Here is an 18,457-nt window from a genome sequence, read left to right as displayed (position 1 = left end):
TTCCTATATTCTATTTAAGTAGACTTTTGTTGATCTTCCAAGTCCTTTAATTTTTTAACAATTGTAGGGAGTCTTTTAAACTCTGCAAAAGATCTTAAAAATGAAAAATATTCAATCGCCGGGGATCCATACCATTTGCCTTTTGGTTGTTCCAACGAACTGGCGATACCACTTTGTGCCTGGATCATGGTACCATCAGCTATTGAAAGATGCCCTGCAATACCTACCTGCCCACCGATCATACAGTATTTTCCAATTTTTGCACTTCCGGCAATGCCTGTTTGGGCTGCTATCACTGTATGTTCACCGATCTGTACATTGTGCGCAATTTGAATCAGATTATCGAGTTTACATCCATTTCCTATCCGGGTTGATCCCATCGTACCGCGATCTATCGTAGTATTCGATCCTATTTCAACATCACTTCCGATTTCAACATTTCCAAGTTGGGCTATTTTTTTGTAATTTCCATTACCATCTGGCGAAAAACCGAAACCATCCGAACCAATAACAACATTCGCATGCAAAATACAGCGGTCGCCAATAATACAATCTTTATAAACTTTAACCCCGGGATAAATAACCACATCATCCCCAATTTTCACATCTTTATCAATAAATACTTGAGCATGAATGATAGATCGTTTGCCAATTTGTACACCTTCGGAAATAATACTAAAAGGCCCAACACTAGTATCACCTGATAACCGAGCCTTCGGATCTATAATCGCATTTTTATCTAAGCCATTTCCAGCTGACTTTTCGTCAAATTGGTTTAATAGCTGACTAACTGTAAGGTAGACGTTTTCTACCCGTATTAAAGCTGCTTTAACCTGTTCTTTGGGTTCAAATGAGCTTTCAACCAAGACTGCAGACGCCTTCGTAGTGTATAAATAAGATTCATACTTTGGGTTACCTAAGAAACAGATACTGCCTTCCTCACCCTCTTCAATCTTACTGGGATGGGTAATCAGAAGCTCCGGATCACCTTCCAGAATCCCATTCACCAATTTTGCTAACTCGCCGGTAGTGATTTTCACAATGCAAATCTACAAATTAGGTGAGAAAGCAAAAGAAGTAAAAACAGGTCCAAAATGGCAAATCCAATATTTTGTACCTTTGTTACAAGTCATTATCTGTTCATGGGAAATAAAAAAACCAAAATCAAAGCTTCCGTACCGGCTCCAATCAAAGTAATTTCAGAGCCAAAGTCTAAAAATGAGCTGATTTATCTGCTCCCCTTATTAGTTTTTAGCTTTTTTATATTTAGTAGCGCCTTAAAATGTGATTTCGTAAATTGGGATGACGATCGCAATGTTTATGAAAATCCTTTAGTTGTAGAACCGAATCTGAAAGCTATTTTTAGTCAAAATGTGATCGGCAATTACAATCCTTTGAGTATTTTAAGTTTTGGCATAGAGCATCATTTTTATGGAATGAATGCTTCTAATATGCATCTTGTCAATATATTACTTCACTTAGTTTGTATTTTTTTTGTTTTCAAAATATTTAGAGCACTCCAATTACAGCTCTGGATCGCATTAATTGCTACGGCGTTTTTTGCATTTCACCCTTTGCGAGTTGAATCTGTAGCCTGGATTACAGAACGAAAAGATGTACTGTATGGGGCCTTTTTCTGTCCTGCTTTATATCTGTATATTATTAATCTTGATCATCCTAAGACATCCAGAAAAATTTGGATCTTTCTATTATTTGTCATAGGCTTATTCGCCAAAATTCAAATGGTTGCATTGCCTTTATCTATGTTGGCTATTGATTATTTTAAAGGAAGAGAAATCCAATTTAAGTTAATTACTGAAAAATGGTTGTTATTTCTTGCCGCTTTTCTTTTTGGATGTCTTGGAATTTATTTCTTAAAACAACAAGGCTCCCTGGAAACAAATGATGTTGTACATTCTGGAATTCAACGAATTTTTATAGGGAGTTATAGTTTTATTACGTATTGTATAAAATGGTTGGCACCCTATCGAATGTCTCCACTATATCCGTATCCTGAAAAATTAACGATTTGGCATTATCTTTCACTTCCTGCTGCTATCGCTTTATTTGCAGGGATTTATTATGCTTATAAACGAAATTTAAAAGCCCTGGTTTTTGGATTTAGTTTTTTCTTTTTAAACATCGTGTTTCTGTTACAAATTATAGGGGCAGGGCAAGGATATCTTGCTGATCGATTTACCTACATTGCATATATCGGCTTGTTTTTTATATTCGCATACTACCTTCAGCAATTCATAAATAAAAAACCAACACTTGCTACAAATGTGTATTCGGTAGTCGGAATTTATCTGTTATTCCTTGCGTATTTGTCCTATAATCAAACTAAGATCTGGAAAAACTCAAATACGCTTTGGACACATGTTTTACAATATTATACGAACTCCTCACTTCCTTATAATAACCGGGCAAATTATTTACGAGATTATAAGCAATATGATCTTGCATTACAAGATTATAACAATGCAATTAAATATAAAGCAGGACATGCAACATTCAACAGTAGAGCCAGATTATTCTTTAATAAAAATGAAGATGAAAAAGCAATTCTCGATTATGACCAAGCTATTAAAATGAGTCCGCAAGCAGAATACTTTGTAAATCGGGGTGCGGCAAAAGCAAAATTAGGTCGATTAGAGGAAGCATTAACCGACTTTAACAAAGGTATTGAAATCAATAAGAATTGGAAATTCGGATATTTAAATCGATCCATTATTTACAATCAATTGGGACAATTTGATCGGTCCCTGGCAGATATCGATATGTATTTAAAGTTTGATCCTAAAAATGGAGATATCTGGTATGAAGGAGGGCGTTGTTTGCGAGCTTTAAATCAACCCAATAAAGCCATAGAATATTATTCAAATGCCATTCGTTTGAAACCAAAAATGGGTTTATTTTATGCTGAGCGAGGGCGCACCTATCAGATTTTAGGAAACCAAGCAGCTGCTAACCAGGATTTGCAACAGGCCTCCAAACTTGGAGAGAAATTACAATAAACAGAAAATAGAAAACACTGCATGTTACAATCCTTATTGATCAAAAATTATGCGATTATCGATCAGCTCGAAATAGAATGGCAACAAGGAATGACTGTAATAACCGGAGAAACCGGTGCAGGAAAATCTATAATCATAGGAGCTTTACAATTGGTTCTGGGCAATCGTTCGGATGTTAAAGCATTGCGCAATCCAGATGAAAAATGCATTGTGGAAGCCATCTTCAGCTGCACTGAGTCCCTCAAAAATCAGATACAATCTAAATTTGAAACCGATGCAACCAATGAAGTCATTGTAAGAAGAGAGATTCTTCCAAGTGGTAAATCAAGATCGTTCATCAATGATAGTCCGGTATTACTTACAGAAATTCAACAAATTGCACATTCTTTATTAAGTATCCATCAACAATTTGATCACCTCGATTTCTTTGATCGTGGGTTTCAATTAGAAGTCTTAGATTCCTTTGCTGCGAATTTAATTGCTGTTCAAACGTTTCGCAAAAAATTTAAGCAATATCAGGAATTAATAATCCAAAGAAATGAAATCGAAGCCCGTATAAAAAATGGAATGAATGAAAAAGAATTTCTTGAATTTCAATGGAATGAATTAGATCTTGCAAATTTGAAACCAGATGAAATCAATCAATTGGAACAAGAATTAAAATTAGTATCCAAGGCCGAAGAAATTAAGACAAATTCATTACAATCATTTGACATCCTACAAGGCGATCGTGGTATATTAGATCAGATTCAGGAATGTATGAATCTACTTAAAAATATCAGGATGAATAACCGTATTCAATTGATATTTGATAGACTTGAACAAGTAAAAACGGAAATTAAAGATATGGGTCAGGAGCTTGAAGATATTTCTGAAGGATCTGAATTTAGTCCGGAGAAAATTAAAATCATCAACCAACGATTGGATTTACTCAATCGACTTACAAAAAAGCATCGTGTGCAAACGGATCTGGAGCTTATTGTATTAAGAACTACATTTGCTGAAAAATTAGAATCTATCAGCACTTCCGATGAAACTTTAAATTCCCTGAATGCTGAAATTGAAAGAGCAAAACAAAATTTAACAAAAGAAGCAATTAGTTTATCTAAAATCAGAAAGGGAAAATCTAAAGAATTAATTGAAAAAACAAATATCCTATTAAAGAAATTAGGAATGGAATTTGCAAAATTTGATATCCAATTTAATTCTGAAACCATACTAAATGAAAGCGGAAGTGACCAGATTGAATTTTTATTTTGCGCAAATAAAGGAGCCACGCTTCGCCCTATTAAAGAGCAGGCATCTGGAGGGGAATTAGCGCGTTTTAATCTCGCTATTAAATCCTTGGTTGCAAAACAAAATGAATCTGGTTGTTTGATTTTTGATGAAATCGATACCGGAGTTTCCGGACAAATTGCTTTGCAAATGGGAAATATCCTAAAAGAAATGGCTGCTCATCAACAAGTCATTTGCATTACCCATTCTCCGCAAGTTGCATCCAGAGCAAAACAACATTATTATGTTTATAAAGAACATAAAACAGACAGTACAAATACTAAAATTAAAAGCTTAACAAAAGAAGAGCGATTGCACGAATTGGCTAAAATGCTGAGTGGTGAACCGCCGACAAAAGCAGCTTTAAAAAATGCATCTGAATTAATCCTTATGTAAGTAAATCGGTTCTAATTAATTTTTATTAAATATTTAATCGGATACTATCATAAGCAATGTAATTTTGCTAAAAATCAAATAATATGAGTAATCAATTACTGTCAAATAAACGAGGTATTATTTTTGGAGCCTTAGATGAACAATCCATAGCTTGGCATGTCGCTGAAAAATGTGTAGAACAAGGTGCGAAAATCACCTTAACCAATGCTCCGGTGGCCTTAAGAATGGGCAAGATCCAGGAATTATCTTCAAAATTAAATGCTGAACTTATAGGTGCAGATGCCACCTCTGTGGAAGATTTAGAAAACTTACTCAAACAATCCATGGAAATTTTAGGCGGCAAACTGGATTTTATATTGCACTCTATTGGAATGTCTATAAACGTACGAAAAGGCAAATCTTACACAGATTTGAATTACGACTTTATGCAAAAAACCTTTGATATCTCATCCATTTCATTTCATAAGTTGATGCAATCTGCTTTAAAATTGGATGCAGTTGCTGAACAAGGATCCATTTTGGCTTTAACTTATATCGCTGCTCAACGTGTCTTTCCTGATTATAGTGAGATGGCTGAATCAAAAGCTTTATTAGAATCTTTTGCAAGAAGTTTTGGATATCATTTTGGGACTTTGAAAAAAGTTCGGGTAAATACAATTTCACAATCCCCAACCTGGACAACAGCAGGATCTGGAGTAAAAGGATTTAAAGAATTTTATGATTATGCAAATAAAATGAGTCCGTTAGGGAATGCTTCTGCAGATGCCTGTGCCGATTATTGTGTAGTTATGTTTTCAGATCTTACCAGGATGGTTACGATGCAAAATTTATTTCACGATGGTGGTTTTTCTAATATGGGTATGAATCCATCTATTCTAAATTTATAGTTCATGAAAATAACAGCTTTGCTTTGCATTTTGTTTTGCTTACAAATTGCAGAGAGCCGATGCCAAGCTAAACAATTAAAACTTTTAGGCCATTGGAGAGATTCTAATGTTGTAGGTTCAAGTGCTTATGACAATGCATTTAATGAAGCCTGGGGATTTTGGGTGAATGGAAAAGAATACGGAGTGATCGGTTCTACTTCAGGAACTCATTTAATTGATGTAACGAATCCTTCAAAACTTTTTGAAAGAATGTTAATACCCGGAGCTTCAAATGGCCCGCATGTAATTCATAGAGATTATGATGATTATCGTTGCTACTTATATGCTGTCTGTGATGAAGGACAAAGCAGTTTGCAAATCATTGATATTTCTCAACTTCCCGATACCGCAACCATAGTGTACGACTCCAATGAATTCATGACACGGGTTCATAATATATTTATAGATATTCCCAAAGCGCGTTTGTACACTTGCTCAGAAAATGGAAATACAGGCTTTTTTGCTTTAGGACTTTATGATATAAGTAATCCAATCAAACCTAAATTTATTGGACACTATAATAAATTTGGTGACATTACAGCTTCCCATGTACACGATGCTTACGCACGAAATGATACTGTATATTTGAATTGTGGGCCGAATGGATTTGCTATTATGGATTTTAGTGATGCAATCAATCCAAAACCAATTTTAACTTTAACACCTGCAGATTATCCTTTTGCGGGATATAATCATTCTGGATGGCTTACTCCAGATGGATTAAGTTATGTAATGGCAGATGAAAATCATGGTCTTCCTTTGAAACTCATTGATTTAACAGATATTAAAAATGGAAAGGTGGTATCTACCCTTTCGCCAGCAAAAGACACCGCTAAATCAATCCCTCATAACCCATTAGTTTCTTGTGATTATGCATATGTATCCTATTATTATGATGGCCTTCAAGTGTATAATATAAAAAATCCTGCGAAACCAATTTTAGAAGCCTTTTATCCTACCTCAATACTTCCCAATAATTTAAGCTATAAAGGTTCCTGGGGTAATTATCCGTATTTACCATCCGGGAATATTGTAATTGCTGATATGCAAAATGGATTATTTGTGGTGGAAGGCGTTGAAAAACCTTGTAATGTGGTGTATTCCTGTAATCCTGTAGCAACAAATTCCTTTGATAAAAGCTTGAGGGTAAATATATTTCCAAATCCGACGCAACATGGAATTCAAATTAAAACTCCGTTCCTTTACCACGCTGCTACTTTTGAAATATCGGATATAACTGGAAAGCTTTTAAAAAAAGGAATTATACAATCCATAGAATCCAATAATACTATTCCATTAGACGAGCTTGAGTCTGGTTATTATATCCTTAAATTACGGTTTAAAAATCAAGGATTGTTTACAAGCAGTTTAATAAAATTTTGATACGCTTGAAATTAAATCAAATTTTAAAGGTTTTTTTGAAACAAGCTTGGAAAACAAATAAAATTCAAGTGAATTTTTATGCTGTTTTTGTTTGTATCATACTTCCATTCGTGCTTACCTCTCAATCAAAACAAGACTCCTTAAACCAGATTCTAAAAGATAGTATTCAAAAAATTCCATTGAGTATTAAAGTATTTAAAGCTTTCCAATCTGAAATTAAAACAAATATTGATACGAACAACATCTTACTGTTTAATCAAAATGAAGGGGACTATATATTACGCCTGAATAATTATTTTTCGCCTATCTATTTCCCTGGCAATGATATATGGGGAAAACGAATATATGACCACGGAATTCATTCCTTAAGATTTAATACAAGCGATCTTGAATCCTTCCAATTTATTTTACCAACAAAAGCGATTTCTGAAATTTCAACACACCGCGGACGATCCTTTACAAATTCACAATCGAGCTTTCAGGATAACTTCGATTTAAACTTAATGTTTGCATCTCCCTTTAAAAACAATGTGCTATGGAATTTTTCTTATGACCGGCAGATTTATAAAGGGATCTATTCTCATGGCAAACAAAAAAATACCTTATTCACAACGGGCGTTCATTATACCAATTCAAAAGAAACTTTTCAAGCGAATGTATTATTTCTAGATGAACGTCATTTTTCTGAAGATAATTGGGGAATTATAAGTGATAGTGTTTTTTCAGATGCAAATTACAAAATTCGGGAATCTGTTCCCGTTAGAAATAATCGGGCAGAAACAAATCTGTTTGAACGATCCATTGGTTTAAATTTAAATTATAATCCGAAAAAGCAATTTTTAATATTTAATCCTTCCCTAAAATACCAACTTGCATATTCTTTGTATTCCTATAATCATACAGACCCGGAAACAGATTCATTAAATAGTTTCTACCGTGCATTTGTTATAGACTCTTTTGTCAATAACTTATTAAGTCAAAAATTTTGGAGTCAATCAATGATCTTAAATTTAATTCAGAATGATTCATTCTATGCAGGCATTGGCGTGCGGTATGAACATACAATATTGGATCATGACACCCTTCTGAATTTGAGAAATTCAATTCAATTGGATATACTCACACGCATGCAAATTTTTAGAAAATTCAATTTGGACAGCAGGTTTTCTTTGTTAGTTCATAAAGGAATTATTACGCCAGACGCTTCGATTAAAGCTGCCATTATAAAAAATCCGCAGTTAGCTTTAAAAGCTGAATTATTTTACAATGCTCACCCTATACCCTATTTGTTTTCTAAACTCGTTCTCAACAAAAAATATTTCTGGGACCATTCTTACAATTCTATATATTCAAAAGAAATTGGGATAAAAGCTCATTTGGAAATACATAAATTGCTTCCGTCTAAACTTTATTTTGGCATTTCCAGAATTTCTAATTTGCCTTATTTTGATAGCTTATCATTACCTCAAACTTCAGAAAGTATAAATAAGTATGGGGCAAGTATCACCATCCCATTTAAATGGAAATGGTTAATGCTTCAAAATCAATTTCACTATGAATTCTATTCTCCAGATGTTATTCATTTAAACGGTTGGCATTCAAAACATCAAATCGGACTCCATAAAACTTTATTTAAAAAGGTGGTGAATGCTAATTTAGGTGCTGTATTAAGGCTTTACCAGTATGATTATAAATTAAATTTTAATCCAATTATTCAATCATTTTATACATCGAATACGAGAAATGAACTCATTTCTAGTGTGGGAATATTTATGAATTTTAAGATCTCTGAATTTAATTTTACCATCGATGTGGAGCATCTTGATTCATTTTGGAAAACAAACCGTCCATCTGTTATTTCAAATTATCCTATTTATGATTTTTTCTTTAGAATGGGAATTACCTGGAGATTTTTAAATTAAAAGTAAGGATGCTTTATAAAACATTTCATAGGCAATTATTAAATTCTTGCCAAAATATTTCGTTGAAATGAGACCTGAAATTTATAATTCAAAAGTTGGGCGCAATCCTTTAGATGTATCGCCTTCATAATAATTTAAGATCATTTCAACAACTTGTTCCGGGGTATCTACAATTGGCATAAGATCTAAATCTTCCGGACTCACATAATGAAAATCACGAACCATGGTATCTGAAATCCACTGTTTCAATGGAGTCCAAAATTCTGTACCTACTAAAATAATGGGTACTTTATTAATCCTGCCTGTTTGTGTTAGTGTAAGGACTTCAAACAATTCATCTAAAGTACCTAAGCCACCAGGCATAGCTATAAATGCCTGGGAATATTTTACAAACATTACTTTTCGAACAAAGAAAAATCGATGTTGCAAATTTTTATCGTAATCAATATATGGATTATTAGATTGCTCAAATGGAAGTTGAATATTTAAACCGACAGACACACCTTTGTTTGTAAATGCTCCTTTATTTGCAGCTTCCATAATTCCAGGACCACCGCCTGTAATTACTCCAAATCCTTCTTCTACTAATTTTGCGGCAATACGAATCGCTAGCTGATAATGTTCATCAGGTTCTTTAACACGTGCTGAACCAAAAATTGAAACACAGGGGCCAATACGGTTTAGGGTTTCAAATCCATCTACAAATTCAGCAAGCACTTTAAACATTGTCCAGCTATTCTCCCCCTTCATCTGGGACCATTGTTTTTGTGTTTTCATCATCAATAACTTATGAAATTAATAAATGTCAATTTACAAGAAATCTTTAATTAATGATCCATTCAATCTGAAAATAATTCAAATAGTAGAATCCACTTCAATAGCTTAGGTATTGACAAACAAAAGCCTGTCTTATAAAATTATAGACAGGCTTTATGAATATATTTTTAAGATTTCTTTTAGGCAAAGGTTTTAAATGCAGCAAATTCTCTTTTTATAAATTCATTTAATTCCTGAACGTTTTCAAATTGCTCAAATAATTCTTTAAACTTGAAGTTGCGTTGACTTGCTGGAATCACATAATCTAAAACTTCTTTACGTCCGATTTTGTTTTTCGATAGAATTATCAATCGTTCAATTACATTTCTTAATTCCCGGATATTTCCTGTCCAATTATATTTTTGTAATTCTTCAATAGCAGAATCATCAATCTTTTTTAAAGGCATTCCATATTCATAACAAATATGTTCGACAAAATAATCCACTAATACCGGAATATCATTCGCCCGATCATTTAAGGAAGGAACATCTATGATGATTACTGCAAGCCTATGATATAAATCCTCTCTAAATCTGCCTCTTGCTATTTCTTCCCGAAGATCTTTATTGGTTGCAGCAATTACCCTAACATCCACTCCAATTTCCTTATCTCCTCCAACGCGGGTAATCTTATTTTCCTGTAATGCTCTCAACACTTTAGCTTGAGCAGATAAACTCATGTCACCAATTTCATCAAGAAATAAAGTGCCACCATTTGCTAATTCAAATTTACCTAAGCGCTGTTTAATCGCTGAAGTAAAGGATCCTTTTTCATGACCAAATAATTCACTTTCTATTAATTCAGAAGGAATTGCAGCGCAATTGACTTCTACAATATTCCCATTATTTCGATTGCTTTTTTCATGAATCCAACGAGCTACCAATTCTTTTCCAGTACCATTAGGTCCGGTCACCAGAATTCTTGCTTCGGTTGGAGCGACTAAATCGATGGTCTCCCGTACTTTTAATATTTGCTTTGATTCGCCAACAATTTCCTGTATTTTAATTTTAGATACCCGTTTTTGCAATACTTTTTTCTCTACAATCAAAGAAGATTTGTCAATTGCATTCCGGATAGTTATAAGTAAACGATTTAAATCCGGTGGCTTTGAAATAAAATCAAAGGCTCCTTTTTTAACCGCTTCAACAGCTGTGTCAATGGTAGCATGACCACTAATCATAACGACTGGTGTATCCGGTACTAATAATTGGATTTTATCCAATGCTTCCATACCATCCATCTTAGGCATTTTAATATCTAAGATGATTACATCAAATTCACTTTGCTTTAATTTTACCAGGCAATCTAATCCATCTAAGGCTTCTTCAACCTCATATTTCTCTAGGACTAAAATATCTTTTAGCGCCCTCCGGATTGCCTGCTCGTCGTCAACTATTAGAATTCTTGCCATGAATATATTAATACTGTAATTTCAAACCAATATCTTGGAATGACAAAATTAATATACTGGTTGATATTTACTTACAAATTAGTAATATATTTTATATGTATTTCTGTTAATGTTGTTTTGGCAACTTTTTCCTAGCCTTGTATAAAAAAAATGCGATATATATCCATTTGAATTTCTAAGCTTTAGAGTACCTAAATTTAAATTCTGATTGCAGCATAGGCCATTAATCCTACACCTGTTTTTATTGCATTTTCATCAATATCAAAGCGAGATGTATGAACTCCGGGCACGTCCCCTACTCCAAGCCTATAAAAAACTGCCGGAATTTCATGACTATAATAAGCAAAGTCTTCAGATGTTAATCGAGGATCTATCATTCTAGTATGCTCCATTCCCAAATAGGAATTTGATAACCCCATAAAAGACGCGGTATAATCGCTATCATTCATCAGACAAGGATAACCTTTTTGAATAACTACTTCACAGCTTGCATTGTATGCTTGACATATGGAAACGGCTACTTCTTCTATTCTCTTATGACCGTAGGCTCTCCAACTTTCATCAAGTGACCTGAAAGTTCCTGACAATTTAACTTCATCAGGGATAATATTTGTTGCTCCACCATCTGTATGAATGGTGCCAAAGCTTAAAACAGAAGGTAGCATCGCTGGCTTTTCCCGGCTAATGATTGCTTGAAATCCCACTAATAAATGGGCTGCAACCAAAATTGGATCCACACATAAATGAGCTTGTGCTGCATGTCCTCCCTTCCCTTTTACGGTAATATAAATTTCATCGCAGGATGCCATAAACGCACCTGGGGCCAATCCTACCTCTCCAACATCCATACCTGGTTGAACATGTTGCCCTAGGATCACTTTAGGTACAGGATTCTCTAATACCCCTTCTTTAATCATTAAGGATGCACCACCTGGTAGTTTTTCTTCTGCTGGTTGAAATATAAATTTTACGGTTCCTTCCCACTCCTCTTTTAAATCTTTTAATATTTGCAATGCACCTAGCAAACAGGTCATATGGACATCGTGGCCACATGCATGCATAACCCCTGGTTTTAAAGATTTATAAGCACATTCGTTTTTTTCATAAATTGGCAAGGCATCCATATCTGCCCTTAATGCAATAATTCTGGATTCAGGATTTTTTGCTTTGATAGTTCCAACAATTCCATGTTTGCAAAAACCAGTTTGAAATTCAATTTGCGATTCTGTCAAAATTTTTTGAATCATTAAAGACGTTTGCTCTTCTTCAAATGACAACTCTGGATGTCGATGAAAATGTCTTCTGATGTCAACCAGTTTAGAAAATTCAATGTCTACACGAGCTTTTATTAAATTAATGATTGGATCCATAAGGTAACTGGTCTAATTTTTGAAAATCTCGCAAACAGATATCAAGATCTGTCCAAATAGAATAATTCCATGCATACATGGTTAATAATTGCGATTCAAATTCTTTTGTCAAAATATGCTCTATATGCTGAACAGGAAAAATGACGCCTTGTTTAATTATGGGTAGCCGCGCTTTTATAGAATCCTTTGTTTGATAAGAAACCCATGTTAGCTTTCCAATGAGTACATAATATAAATTCAGAAGAAACTGCTTTTTTGATTCAAATAGAAAAATGAATAACCAGAAAAAAACAAAAAGAATCATTGTAAAGAACACATCAAATAATCGCTTTTGCCGAAGATAAACTCGCTGTGATAAATTATAATCCAAATCTAGCGAAAAGATTTCTCCCCGATCATTCTTTGAAGAGGATCCAATAATTCCAGATCCTGATTCTGTCATAATTTTATAATTAACTTCATCTTTTAAATCAGTCATAAGATTTAATATCTGTGTCCAGTTTAAATTCTTTTGACACAATATAATTTCTTTTATTTGATTAATCCTTATGAAGTCCGTCCATTGTTCCCGATCATAAAAATCCAATTCATTCGGATCCTTTGTAAGTAAATCAAAACTTTGCCTGTTTGAGCTCAATAAGGAATTTACTTTTTGAATTTGAATGATATCACCAATTACAAGAATATTTTTCTTGTAATCAGAACCTATAATCCAGGACTTCAGGAACCATCGGTTTAATAATAACCTACTTAATAATGCATATAAAACAACCCACAAAAAGGACAATATCAACAGCATTCTGGATGCTCTCCAATGTTCCGGAAACAATGCATAAAACAAAAGATTAATAATAAATCCTGATATTGCAGCTATCAACAGATCCTTTAAAGAAAACTTCTTCTCATAGACACCTTGATAATAAAAGCAAGAAGCCCAAATCAAAACAAACAAACCTAAATTTACATAAATAGTCTGACTATTAAAATAGTTGGCATTCCCATGATACCAGAGTGCCCAATAATATTTAATTAGATAAAATCCCACCATTAAAGCAAGCATATCCAATCCTACAATTTTAATTTTCGAAACAGTTGATTGAACTGATGCAACGAATGCTTTAAGCCAAACTATCCCGGATAAAAAGCCGATGAGTGCAAATTTATTACTGCCTGCAAAATGCTTCTTTGCAAAAATGATCATTGCATTGTAAAACGTTACTACATAATTCAAACTGCCTTTACTGGTGCTTTCTCCTTTATAATGTATTATGGTAGTACTAGGAAAATAATAATTTTTATACCCTGCCTTTTGAATTCTATAGGACAGATCTATATCTTCCCCATACATGAAATAATCTTCATCTAATCCACCAACCTTTTCCCATAGCTCTTTTCTCATCATCATAAAAGCACCTGTAAGAACATCCACTTCATTCGTTTCATTTTCTTTTAAATGACCCATATAATAGCCATTAAATATGGAAGAAGCAGGAAACAATTTATACAAGCCAATCATTTTGCAAAAGGAAACCCAAAAACCTGGAAATCCACGTTTAGATTCAGGTAAAAATTTACCTTGTCCATCAACCATTTTAACTCCTAACGCACCCGCATCTGGATGTGCATCTAGAAATTCCAAACAACGAATTAAACAATCTTCTGGTAGAACCGTATCTGGATTTAAAATTAATACATATTCTCCTTTAGCCAATTTAGCTGCCGCATTATTTGCTTTTGAAAAGCCAAGATTTGTTTTTGATTCAATACAATGTACATCCGGAAAATGCTGGCGGAGCATAAGCACCGAATCATCCACACTCGCATTGTCAAATACCAGGATCTCCCCTTGCAGTGAATGCAAGGCACGACGTACCGACGCAACACATTGTTCTAAAAAATGCCGTACATTATAATTGACAATAATTACACTGATTTTCACACCATCTTGTTATCATGAATAAGATAAGGAGTCCTGTTTAACAAAGATCTGCTCAATGTTAATTCATCAGCATACTCTAATTCTGAACCAAAGGCGACACCCCGTGCTAACATGGTAAGTTTTATGTCAGGATTTGGTAAGTTCTTACTGATATAATAAGCCGTTGTATCTCCTTCAATTGTGGGGCGTATCGCTAAAATTAATTCTGAAACTTCTGTTTTTTCCAATTTTTCAAATAATGAATCCAGCTGTAATTGTTCTGGCCCAATACCATCTATGGGTGATATTAGTCCGCCAAGAATGTGATAAATGCCTTTAAACATTTGAACTTCTTCAATTGCAAATAAGTCGCGGACAGATTCTACTACACATAAAATCCGATGGTCTCTTCTGGTATCTTTACAAATAGCACATAAATCCTCATCAGAATATGCGAAACAAGATTTACACGTTTTAAGGTTTTCTGCCATGGATTGAATAGCACGAGCCAGGTCCATTGCTTTTTGTTTATCCAATTTAGCCAGGTGCAGTGCTAAGCGTAATGCTGATTTTTTACCGATCCCAGGTAGTGAACTGAATGCTCCTACAGCATCATCCAAGATCTTTGAAATTTGATTCATGCGTTAAAATTATAACTAATTGTAATTCATAATATACTGAATAGAAACTTATTTCAAGGTTTTCATACAATCTTTCATCCATTCTTAAATAAATGTACGAATACCTTAATTTTGCGTAAAATTAAGAAACATGGCCATTGTTATAAAGATGCCCCGACTTTCTGATACTATGCAAGAAGGTGTCATTAAATCCTGGAATAAAAAAGTAGGAGATTTAGTTAAACCAGGTGATATTTTAGCCGAGGTTGAAACCGATAAAGCCACCATGGATTTGGAAGCATATCAGGAAGGTGTGCTTTTACATATAGCTGTTGCTGAAGGTCCTGTAGCTGTAGATGGTATAATTGCAATCATAGGAAATTCAGGAGAGGATATTTCCAGCCTGTTAAATGCTAGTCCAGTAGAATCAAAAACACCGGCAACTGATACCCAGGATGCAAAAGCAGAAGCAGTTCCAGAAATTAAATCAGAAATTATAGCAGAACCTGAAACTGGCAGAATTAAAGCATCTCCTTTAGCTAAATCATTGGCCAAAGAAAAAGGCTTAAGCCTTGAATCTGTCCATGGATCTGGAGAAAATGGGAGAATTATTAAAAGAGATGTAGAAAATATTCAAAATCCTATTTTAAAATCTGCTTCAGATTTAATCTCTCAGGGTTCCTTTAATCAGCAAGGTGATAGAGAATTGGTTTTGTCTCAAATGCGAAAAACAATTGCCAGAAGATTATCTGAAAGTAAATTTACAGCCCCACATTTTTATTTGAATGCTGAAATAGATATGGACCAATGTGTTGATGCCCGCAATCAATTAAACGCAGTATCAGAGGTTAAAATCTCGTATAATGATCTCATCGTGAAAGCGACAGCATTAGCACTCAGACAAAATTTATCCGTGAATGTATCCTGGATGGGTGATAAAATGATTTTTCATAATGATATTCATATAGGAATTGCAGTTGCTATTGATGAAGGTTTGGTCGTACCAGTTATTCGCAATACAGACTTAAAATCATTAAGTGCCATAAAATTGGAAATCAATGATAAAGCAAGTCGTGCTAAGGACCGGAAACTGAGCCTTGAAGAAATGCAAGGAAACACTTTTACAATTTCCAACTTAGGCATGTTTGATATTGAACATTTTACGGCAATTATTAATCCACCAGATGCCTGTATTTTAGCCGTGGGTGCAATTCAAAAGAAACCGGCAGTAAAGAACAATGCAATCGTAATTTCAAACAGGATGAAATTAACTTTATCCTGTGATCATCGAGCTGTAGATGGTGCTACCGGAGCAAAATTTCTCCAAAGTTTAAAGGCTATTTTAGAAAATCCTATTACTATGCTGTTGTAAATGGCAGTTGCATTTACGAGTTATTGCTGATAAAAATAAAAGGGTAGCTAAAAATAGCATTCGTGGAATAAGCCTAAATTACGTATCAAAGATTCCTCGTTTTAACAATCTTGAATAATCTTAGACACCCATTTAGGGGATGATTACAGGGAACGGTTTCTAAATTCCTTAGTGAATAAGTCTAAATTTAGTTTTAGCGCTATTTAGTATCTAGTTTTTTGCGATCCCATTTTTTATGGCAAGCTCCAGCTTTAGGACCATTTGGTTTGTCCATTTCTTTATCATCAGAAGAACTTACTCTGAATTCGACCCGACGGTTAACCAAATAATTTTTTGCATGTCCTCCCAATGGAGATTCTTCCCCACCATACATAAGTTTCAAGCGTTCGCGTGGGATTTCAAAAGTATTCACTAAATAATCTATAGCTTCTTTTGCACGATTATAGGATAAACTTGTATTATAAGCATTATTATGGCGTATGTCTGTATGACCATGCACTGTTATTTTCAAACCAGGATGCGTTTTCATAACATGCGCTACACTTGCTAATTGAGGTACATATTTTAAGTCAATACAATATTCATCCAATTTAAAATGAATCATTGGCAAGAACCAATCAATATAACTAAGTAAACCTTTTCCACCTGTACTATCATAACTACCAGGTGGTACCCCCAGGCGTTTATCGACTAAGTTTTTTATATCATCTTCTGACATTCCTGGCTGAACTGCCGGAACAAGAGCTATGCCTTTATCATTAACCTGAAATCCAGGAGGTGAAAATGGTTCTGCATCTTTATGGTCAGGAATCCCATCATTATCGCTATCCAAGGTAATGCCTCTGGTATCAACAGGCGCACCAGGAGGTGTTTCAGCTTCCTGATCCAATAAATCAATAACGCCATCCTGATCTGTATCCTTAGGGTCAAATATTGGCCTGCGTTTTAAATCTGCTATATCCGAAAAAGCCGCATCTAATGGATTAATCCAATAAAGTGGTTCCTTTTTATTTTTAAAGCTTCCTAAATTAATTGCTAATCTTAAATTTGTAAAGTGTTGATAATCATTTTGTGTTGTTTGATCAACATTACTTCTCCAAACAATTCCATCCAAATAATCATTGTCTGTAATTTGAACCTGATGCTCTAATGAAATATTCAGTCTTCGGTTGATTTTTCTTGAAACGCCCAAACCCCCAATAAAGAGTGTATGAATGTTTATATCATCATTTAACCTAAAAATTCCTTTCTTTTTAAAAGCTTCTGTTTCATAGGTTCCATCATAGATGGCTTTCAGCCTCTTTTTAATATCTGCTCGACCTTGACGTGTGTTAAAATTTGCATCAGAAAAGCCAGAAGCATTTATCAAATTGGTATATGGATTTGAATTCTCATCAAGTAAATTAAGTTTCGTGATATTATGATCAATACCCATACCTATAAATAAATAAGTGTTCCATTTATTATGGTCTTTATGAAATAAGATATTCCCAATGTTTAAAATACCTTCCACTGCCCCATAAAAATATTGAGTTTTATAGGCTGGAAACCATGAATTCCCTCCATACGCAGTACCATACCCTTTAAAAACAGTTGGTTCATTATCTAAAGCATTACTATAAGGTTGTGGTTCAAGTCCGTAAGCGGTACCATAAAATGCATCCAGTCTGATAGAAAAAGCATAATGCAATGCTTTTCTAAGATGTAAAGCGATACCAAATCCAGGATATTTAGGGTCCACATCTCCATGTATAAAATAATGGCCTATACCAAGACCCAACTCCCACATATTCTTTGGTTTTGGTGGATACTTAGATTTACCAGACTTCCAATCTGCAGCATTTGCATCCCCTATTTGAATTTTTGATTTAGTAATTTTTGTAGTGCCCTCAGTCATAGGCATCGTATCAGGATGTGTAATAAGACTATTATCCATCCGAACTGTGGTGTCTGTTTGCTGACCAAAAGAAAAATTCACCCAGAGTACGAGTATCAATAAATGGTAAAACTTCAGCGTCATATACCTTAAA

General features: G+C 34.2%; 13 protein-coding genes. 6 read left to right on the top strand and 7 right to left on the bottom strand.

The annotated features are described in order from the left end of the window. Nucleotides 1-14 precede the first annotated feature (14 nt). Nucleotides 15-1,040, bottom strand: coding sequence for a UDP-3-O-(3-hydroxymyristoyl)glucosamine N-acyltransferase (lpxD, locus tag IPO86_08260; GenBank protein MBK9728094.1), 1,026 nt, complete (start codon nt 1,038-1,040; stop codon nt 15-17). A gap of 54 nt (nt 1,041-1,094) precedes the next feature. Here lpxD and IPO86_08255 point away from each other — a divergent pair, with 54 nt between their 5' ends. The 5 genes from IPO86_08255 (at nt 1,095) to IPO86_08235 (ending at nt 8,919) form a co-directional block, all read left to right on the top strand. Next, on the top strand, nt 1,095-3,017 hold the full coding sequence (locus IPO86_08255; protein MBK9728093.1) for a hypothetical protein: 1,923 nt from the start codon (nt 1,095-1,097) through the stop codon (nt 3,015-3,017). Nucleotides 3,018-3,038: 21 nt separating this feature from the next. Then, a complete protein-coding gene (gene recN, locus IPO86_08250; GenBank protein MBK9728092.1) occupies nt 3,039-4,688 on the top strand; it encodes a DNA repair protein RecN in 1,650 nt (549 codons plus the stop codon). Nucleotides 4,689-4,771: 83 nt separating this feature from the next. Further along, the gene (locus IPO86_08245) at nt 4,772-5,575 is read left to right on the top strand and encodes an SDR family oxidoreductase (GenBank protein MBK9728091.1); all 804 of its coding nucleotides are present in this window, start codon (nt 4,772-4,774) and stop codon (nt 5,573-5,575) included. Nucleotides 5,576-5,578: 3 nt separating this feature from the next. Next, the gene (locus IPO86_08240) at nt 5,579-6,997 is read left to right on the top strand and encodes a choice-of-anchor B family protein (protein ID MBK9728090.1); all 1,419 of its coding nucleotides are present in this window, start codon (nt 5,579-5,581) and stop codon (nt 6,995-6,997) included. A 5-nt stretch (nt 6,998-7,002) separates the two neighbouring features. Continuing rightward, nucleotides 7,003-8,919: a hypothetical protein gene (locus tag IPO86_08235; GenBank protein MBK9728089.1), complete on the top strand. Its 1,917-nt coding sequence runs from the start codon at nt 7,003-7,005 to the stop codon at nt 8,917-8,919. Nucleotides 8,920-9,000: 81 nt separating this feature from the next. Here IPO86_08235 and IPO86_08230 read toward each other — a convergent pair whose 3' ends face one another. The 5 genes from IPO86_08230 to recR form a co-directional block, all read right to left on the bottom strand. After that, nucleotides 9,001-9,699 carry a TIGR00730 family Rossman fold protein gene (locus IPO86_08230; GenBank protein ID MBK9728088.1) on the bottom strand — a complete coding sequence of 233 codons (699 nt, stop codon included), beginning with the start codon at nt 9,697-9,699 and terminating at the stop codon, nt 9,001-9,003. A gap of 176 nt (nt 9,700-9,875) precedes the next feature. Continuing rightward, nucleotides 9,876-11,147 (bottom strand): sigma-54-dependent Fis family transcriptional regulator, encoded by a 1,272-nt coding sequence (locus IPO86_08225; protein ID MBK9728087.1) that lies wholly within the window; start codon nt 11,145-11,147, stop codon nt 9,876-9,878. Between the two features lie 197 nt (nt 11,148-11,344). Next, nucleotides 11,345-12,517, bottom strand: coding sequence for an amidohydrolase (locus IPO86_08220; protein MBK9728086.1), 1,173 nt, complete (start codon nt 12,515-12,517; stop codon nt 11,345-11,347). After that, nucleotides 12,501-14,456: a glycosyltransferase gene (locus tag IPO86_08215; GenBank protein ID MBK9728085.1), complete on the bottom strand. Its 1,956-nt coding sequence runs from the start codon at nt 14,454-14,456 to the stop codon at nt 12,501-12,503. The genes IPO86_08220 and IPO86_08215 overlap by 17 nt, the downstream gene beginning before the upstream one ends. Beyond that, entirely contained in the window at nt 14,453-15,076 is a 624-nt protein-coding gene (gene recR / locus IPO86_08210) for a recombination protein RecR (protein ID MBK9728084.1), read from the bottom strand. Before recR ends, IPO86_08215 begins: the two co-directional genes overlap by 4 nt. A 130-nt stretch (nt 15,077-15,206) precedes the next feature. Here recR and IPO86_08205 point away from each other — a divergent pair, with 130 nt between their 5' ends. Further along, nucleotides 15,207-16,427 (top strand): 2-oxo acid dehydrogenase subunit E2, encoded by a 1,221-nt coding sequence (locus tag IPO86_08205; GenBank protein ID MBK9728083.1) that lies wholly within the window; start codon nt 15,207-15,209, stop codon nt 16,425-16,427. 199 nt (nt 16,428-16,626) lie between these two features. Here the strand turns inward: IPO86_08205 and IPO86_08200 are convergent, their stop codons facing one another. Continuing rightward, complete coding sequence (locus IPO86_08200; GenBank protein MBK9728082.1) at nt 16,627-18,447, bottom strand: OmpA family protein; 1,821 nt, start codon at nt 18,445-18,447, stop codon at nt 16,627-16,629. Between the last annotated feature and the right edge of the window lie 10 nt (nt 18,448-18,457).

It is taken from the genome of Saprospiraceae bacterium, from assembly GCA_016717265.1.
In the GTDB taxonomy this organism is placed as follows: domain Bacteria; phylum Bacteroidota; class Bacteroidia; order Chitinophagales; family Saprospiraceae; genus Vicinibacter.
The sequence above is the reverse complement of the archived record's forward strand: the minus strand, read 5'-3'. Positions and strand labels throughout refer to the sequence as shown.

Excerpts from the sequence above, each read along its gene's own strand:
- IPO86_08255 (MBK9728093.1), top strand. The coding sequence starts at position 1,095 with ATGGCAAATCCAATATTTTGTACCTTTGTTACAAGTCATTATCTGTTC.
- recN (MBK9728092.1), top strand. The coding sequence starts at position 3,039 with ATGTTACAATCCTTATTGATCAAAAATTATGCGATTATCGATCAGCTC.
- IPO86_08245 (MBK9728091.1), top strand. The coding sequence starts at position 4,772 with ATGAGTAATCAATTACTGTCAAATAAACGAGGTATTATTTTTGGAGCC.
- IPO86_08240 (MBK9728090.1), top strand. The coding sequence starts at position 5,579 with ATGAAAATAACAGCTTTGCTTTGCATTTTGTTTTGCTTACAAATTGCA.
- IPO86_08230 (MBK9728088.1), bottom strand. The coding sequence starts at position 9,699 with ATGATGAAAACACAAAAACAATGGTCCCAGATGAAGGGGGAGAATAGC.
- IPO86_08225 (MBK9728087.1), bottom strand. The coding sequence starts at position 11,147 with ATGGCAAGAATTCTAATAGTTGACGACGAGCAGGCAATCCGGAGGGCG.
- IPO86_08220 (MBK9728086.1), bottom strand. The coding sequence starts at position 12,517 with ATGGATCCAATCATTAATTTAATAAAAGCTCGTGTAGACATTGAATTT.
- recR (MBK9728084.1), bottom strand. The coding sequence starts at position 15,076 with ATGAATCAAATTTCAAAGATCTTGGATGATGCTGTAGGAGCATTCAGT.
- IPO86_08205 (MBK9728083.1), top strand. The coding sequence starts at position 15,207 with ATGGCCATTGTTATAAAGATGCCCCGACTTTCTGATACTATGCAAGAA.
- IPO86_08200 (MBK9728082.1), bottom strand. The coding sequence starts at position 18,447 with ATGACGCTGAAGTTTTACCATTTATTGATACTCGTACTCTGGGTGAAT.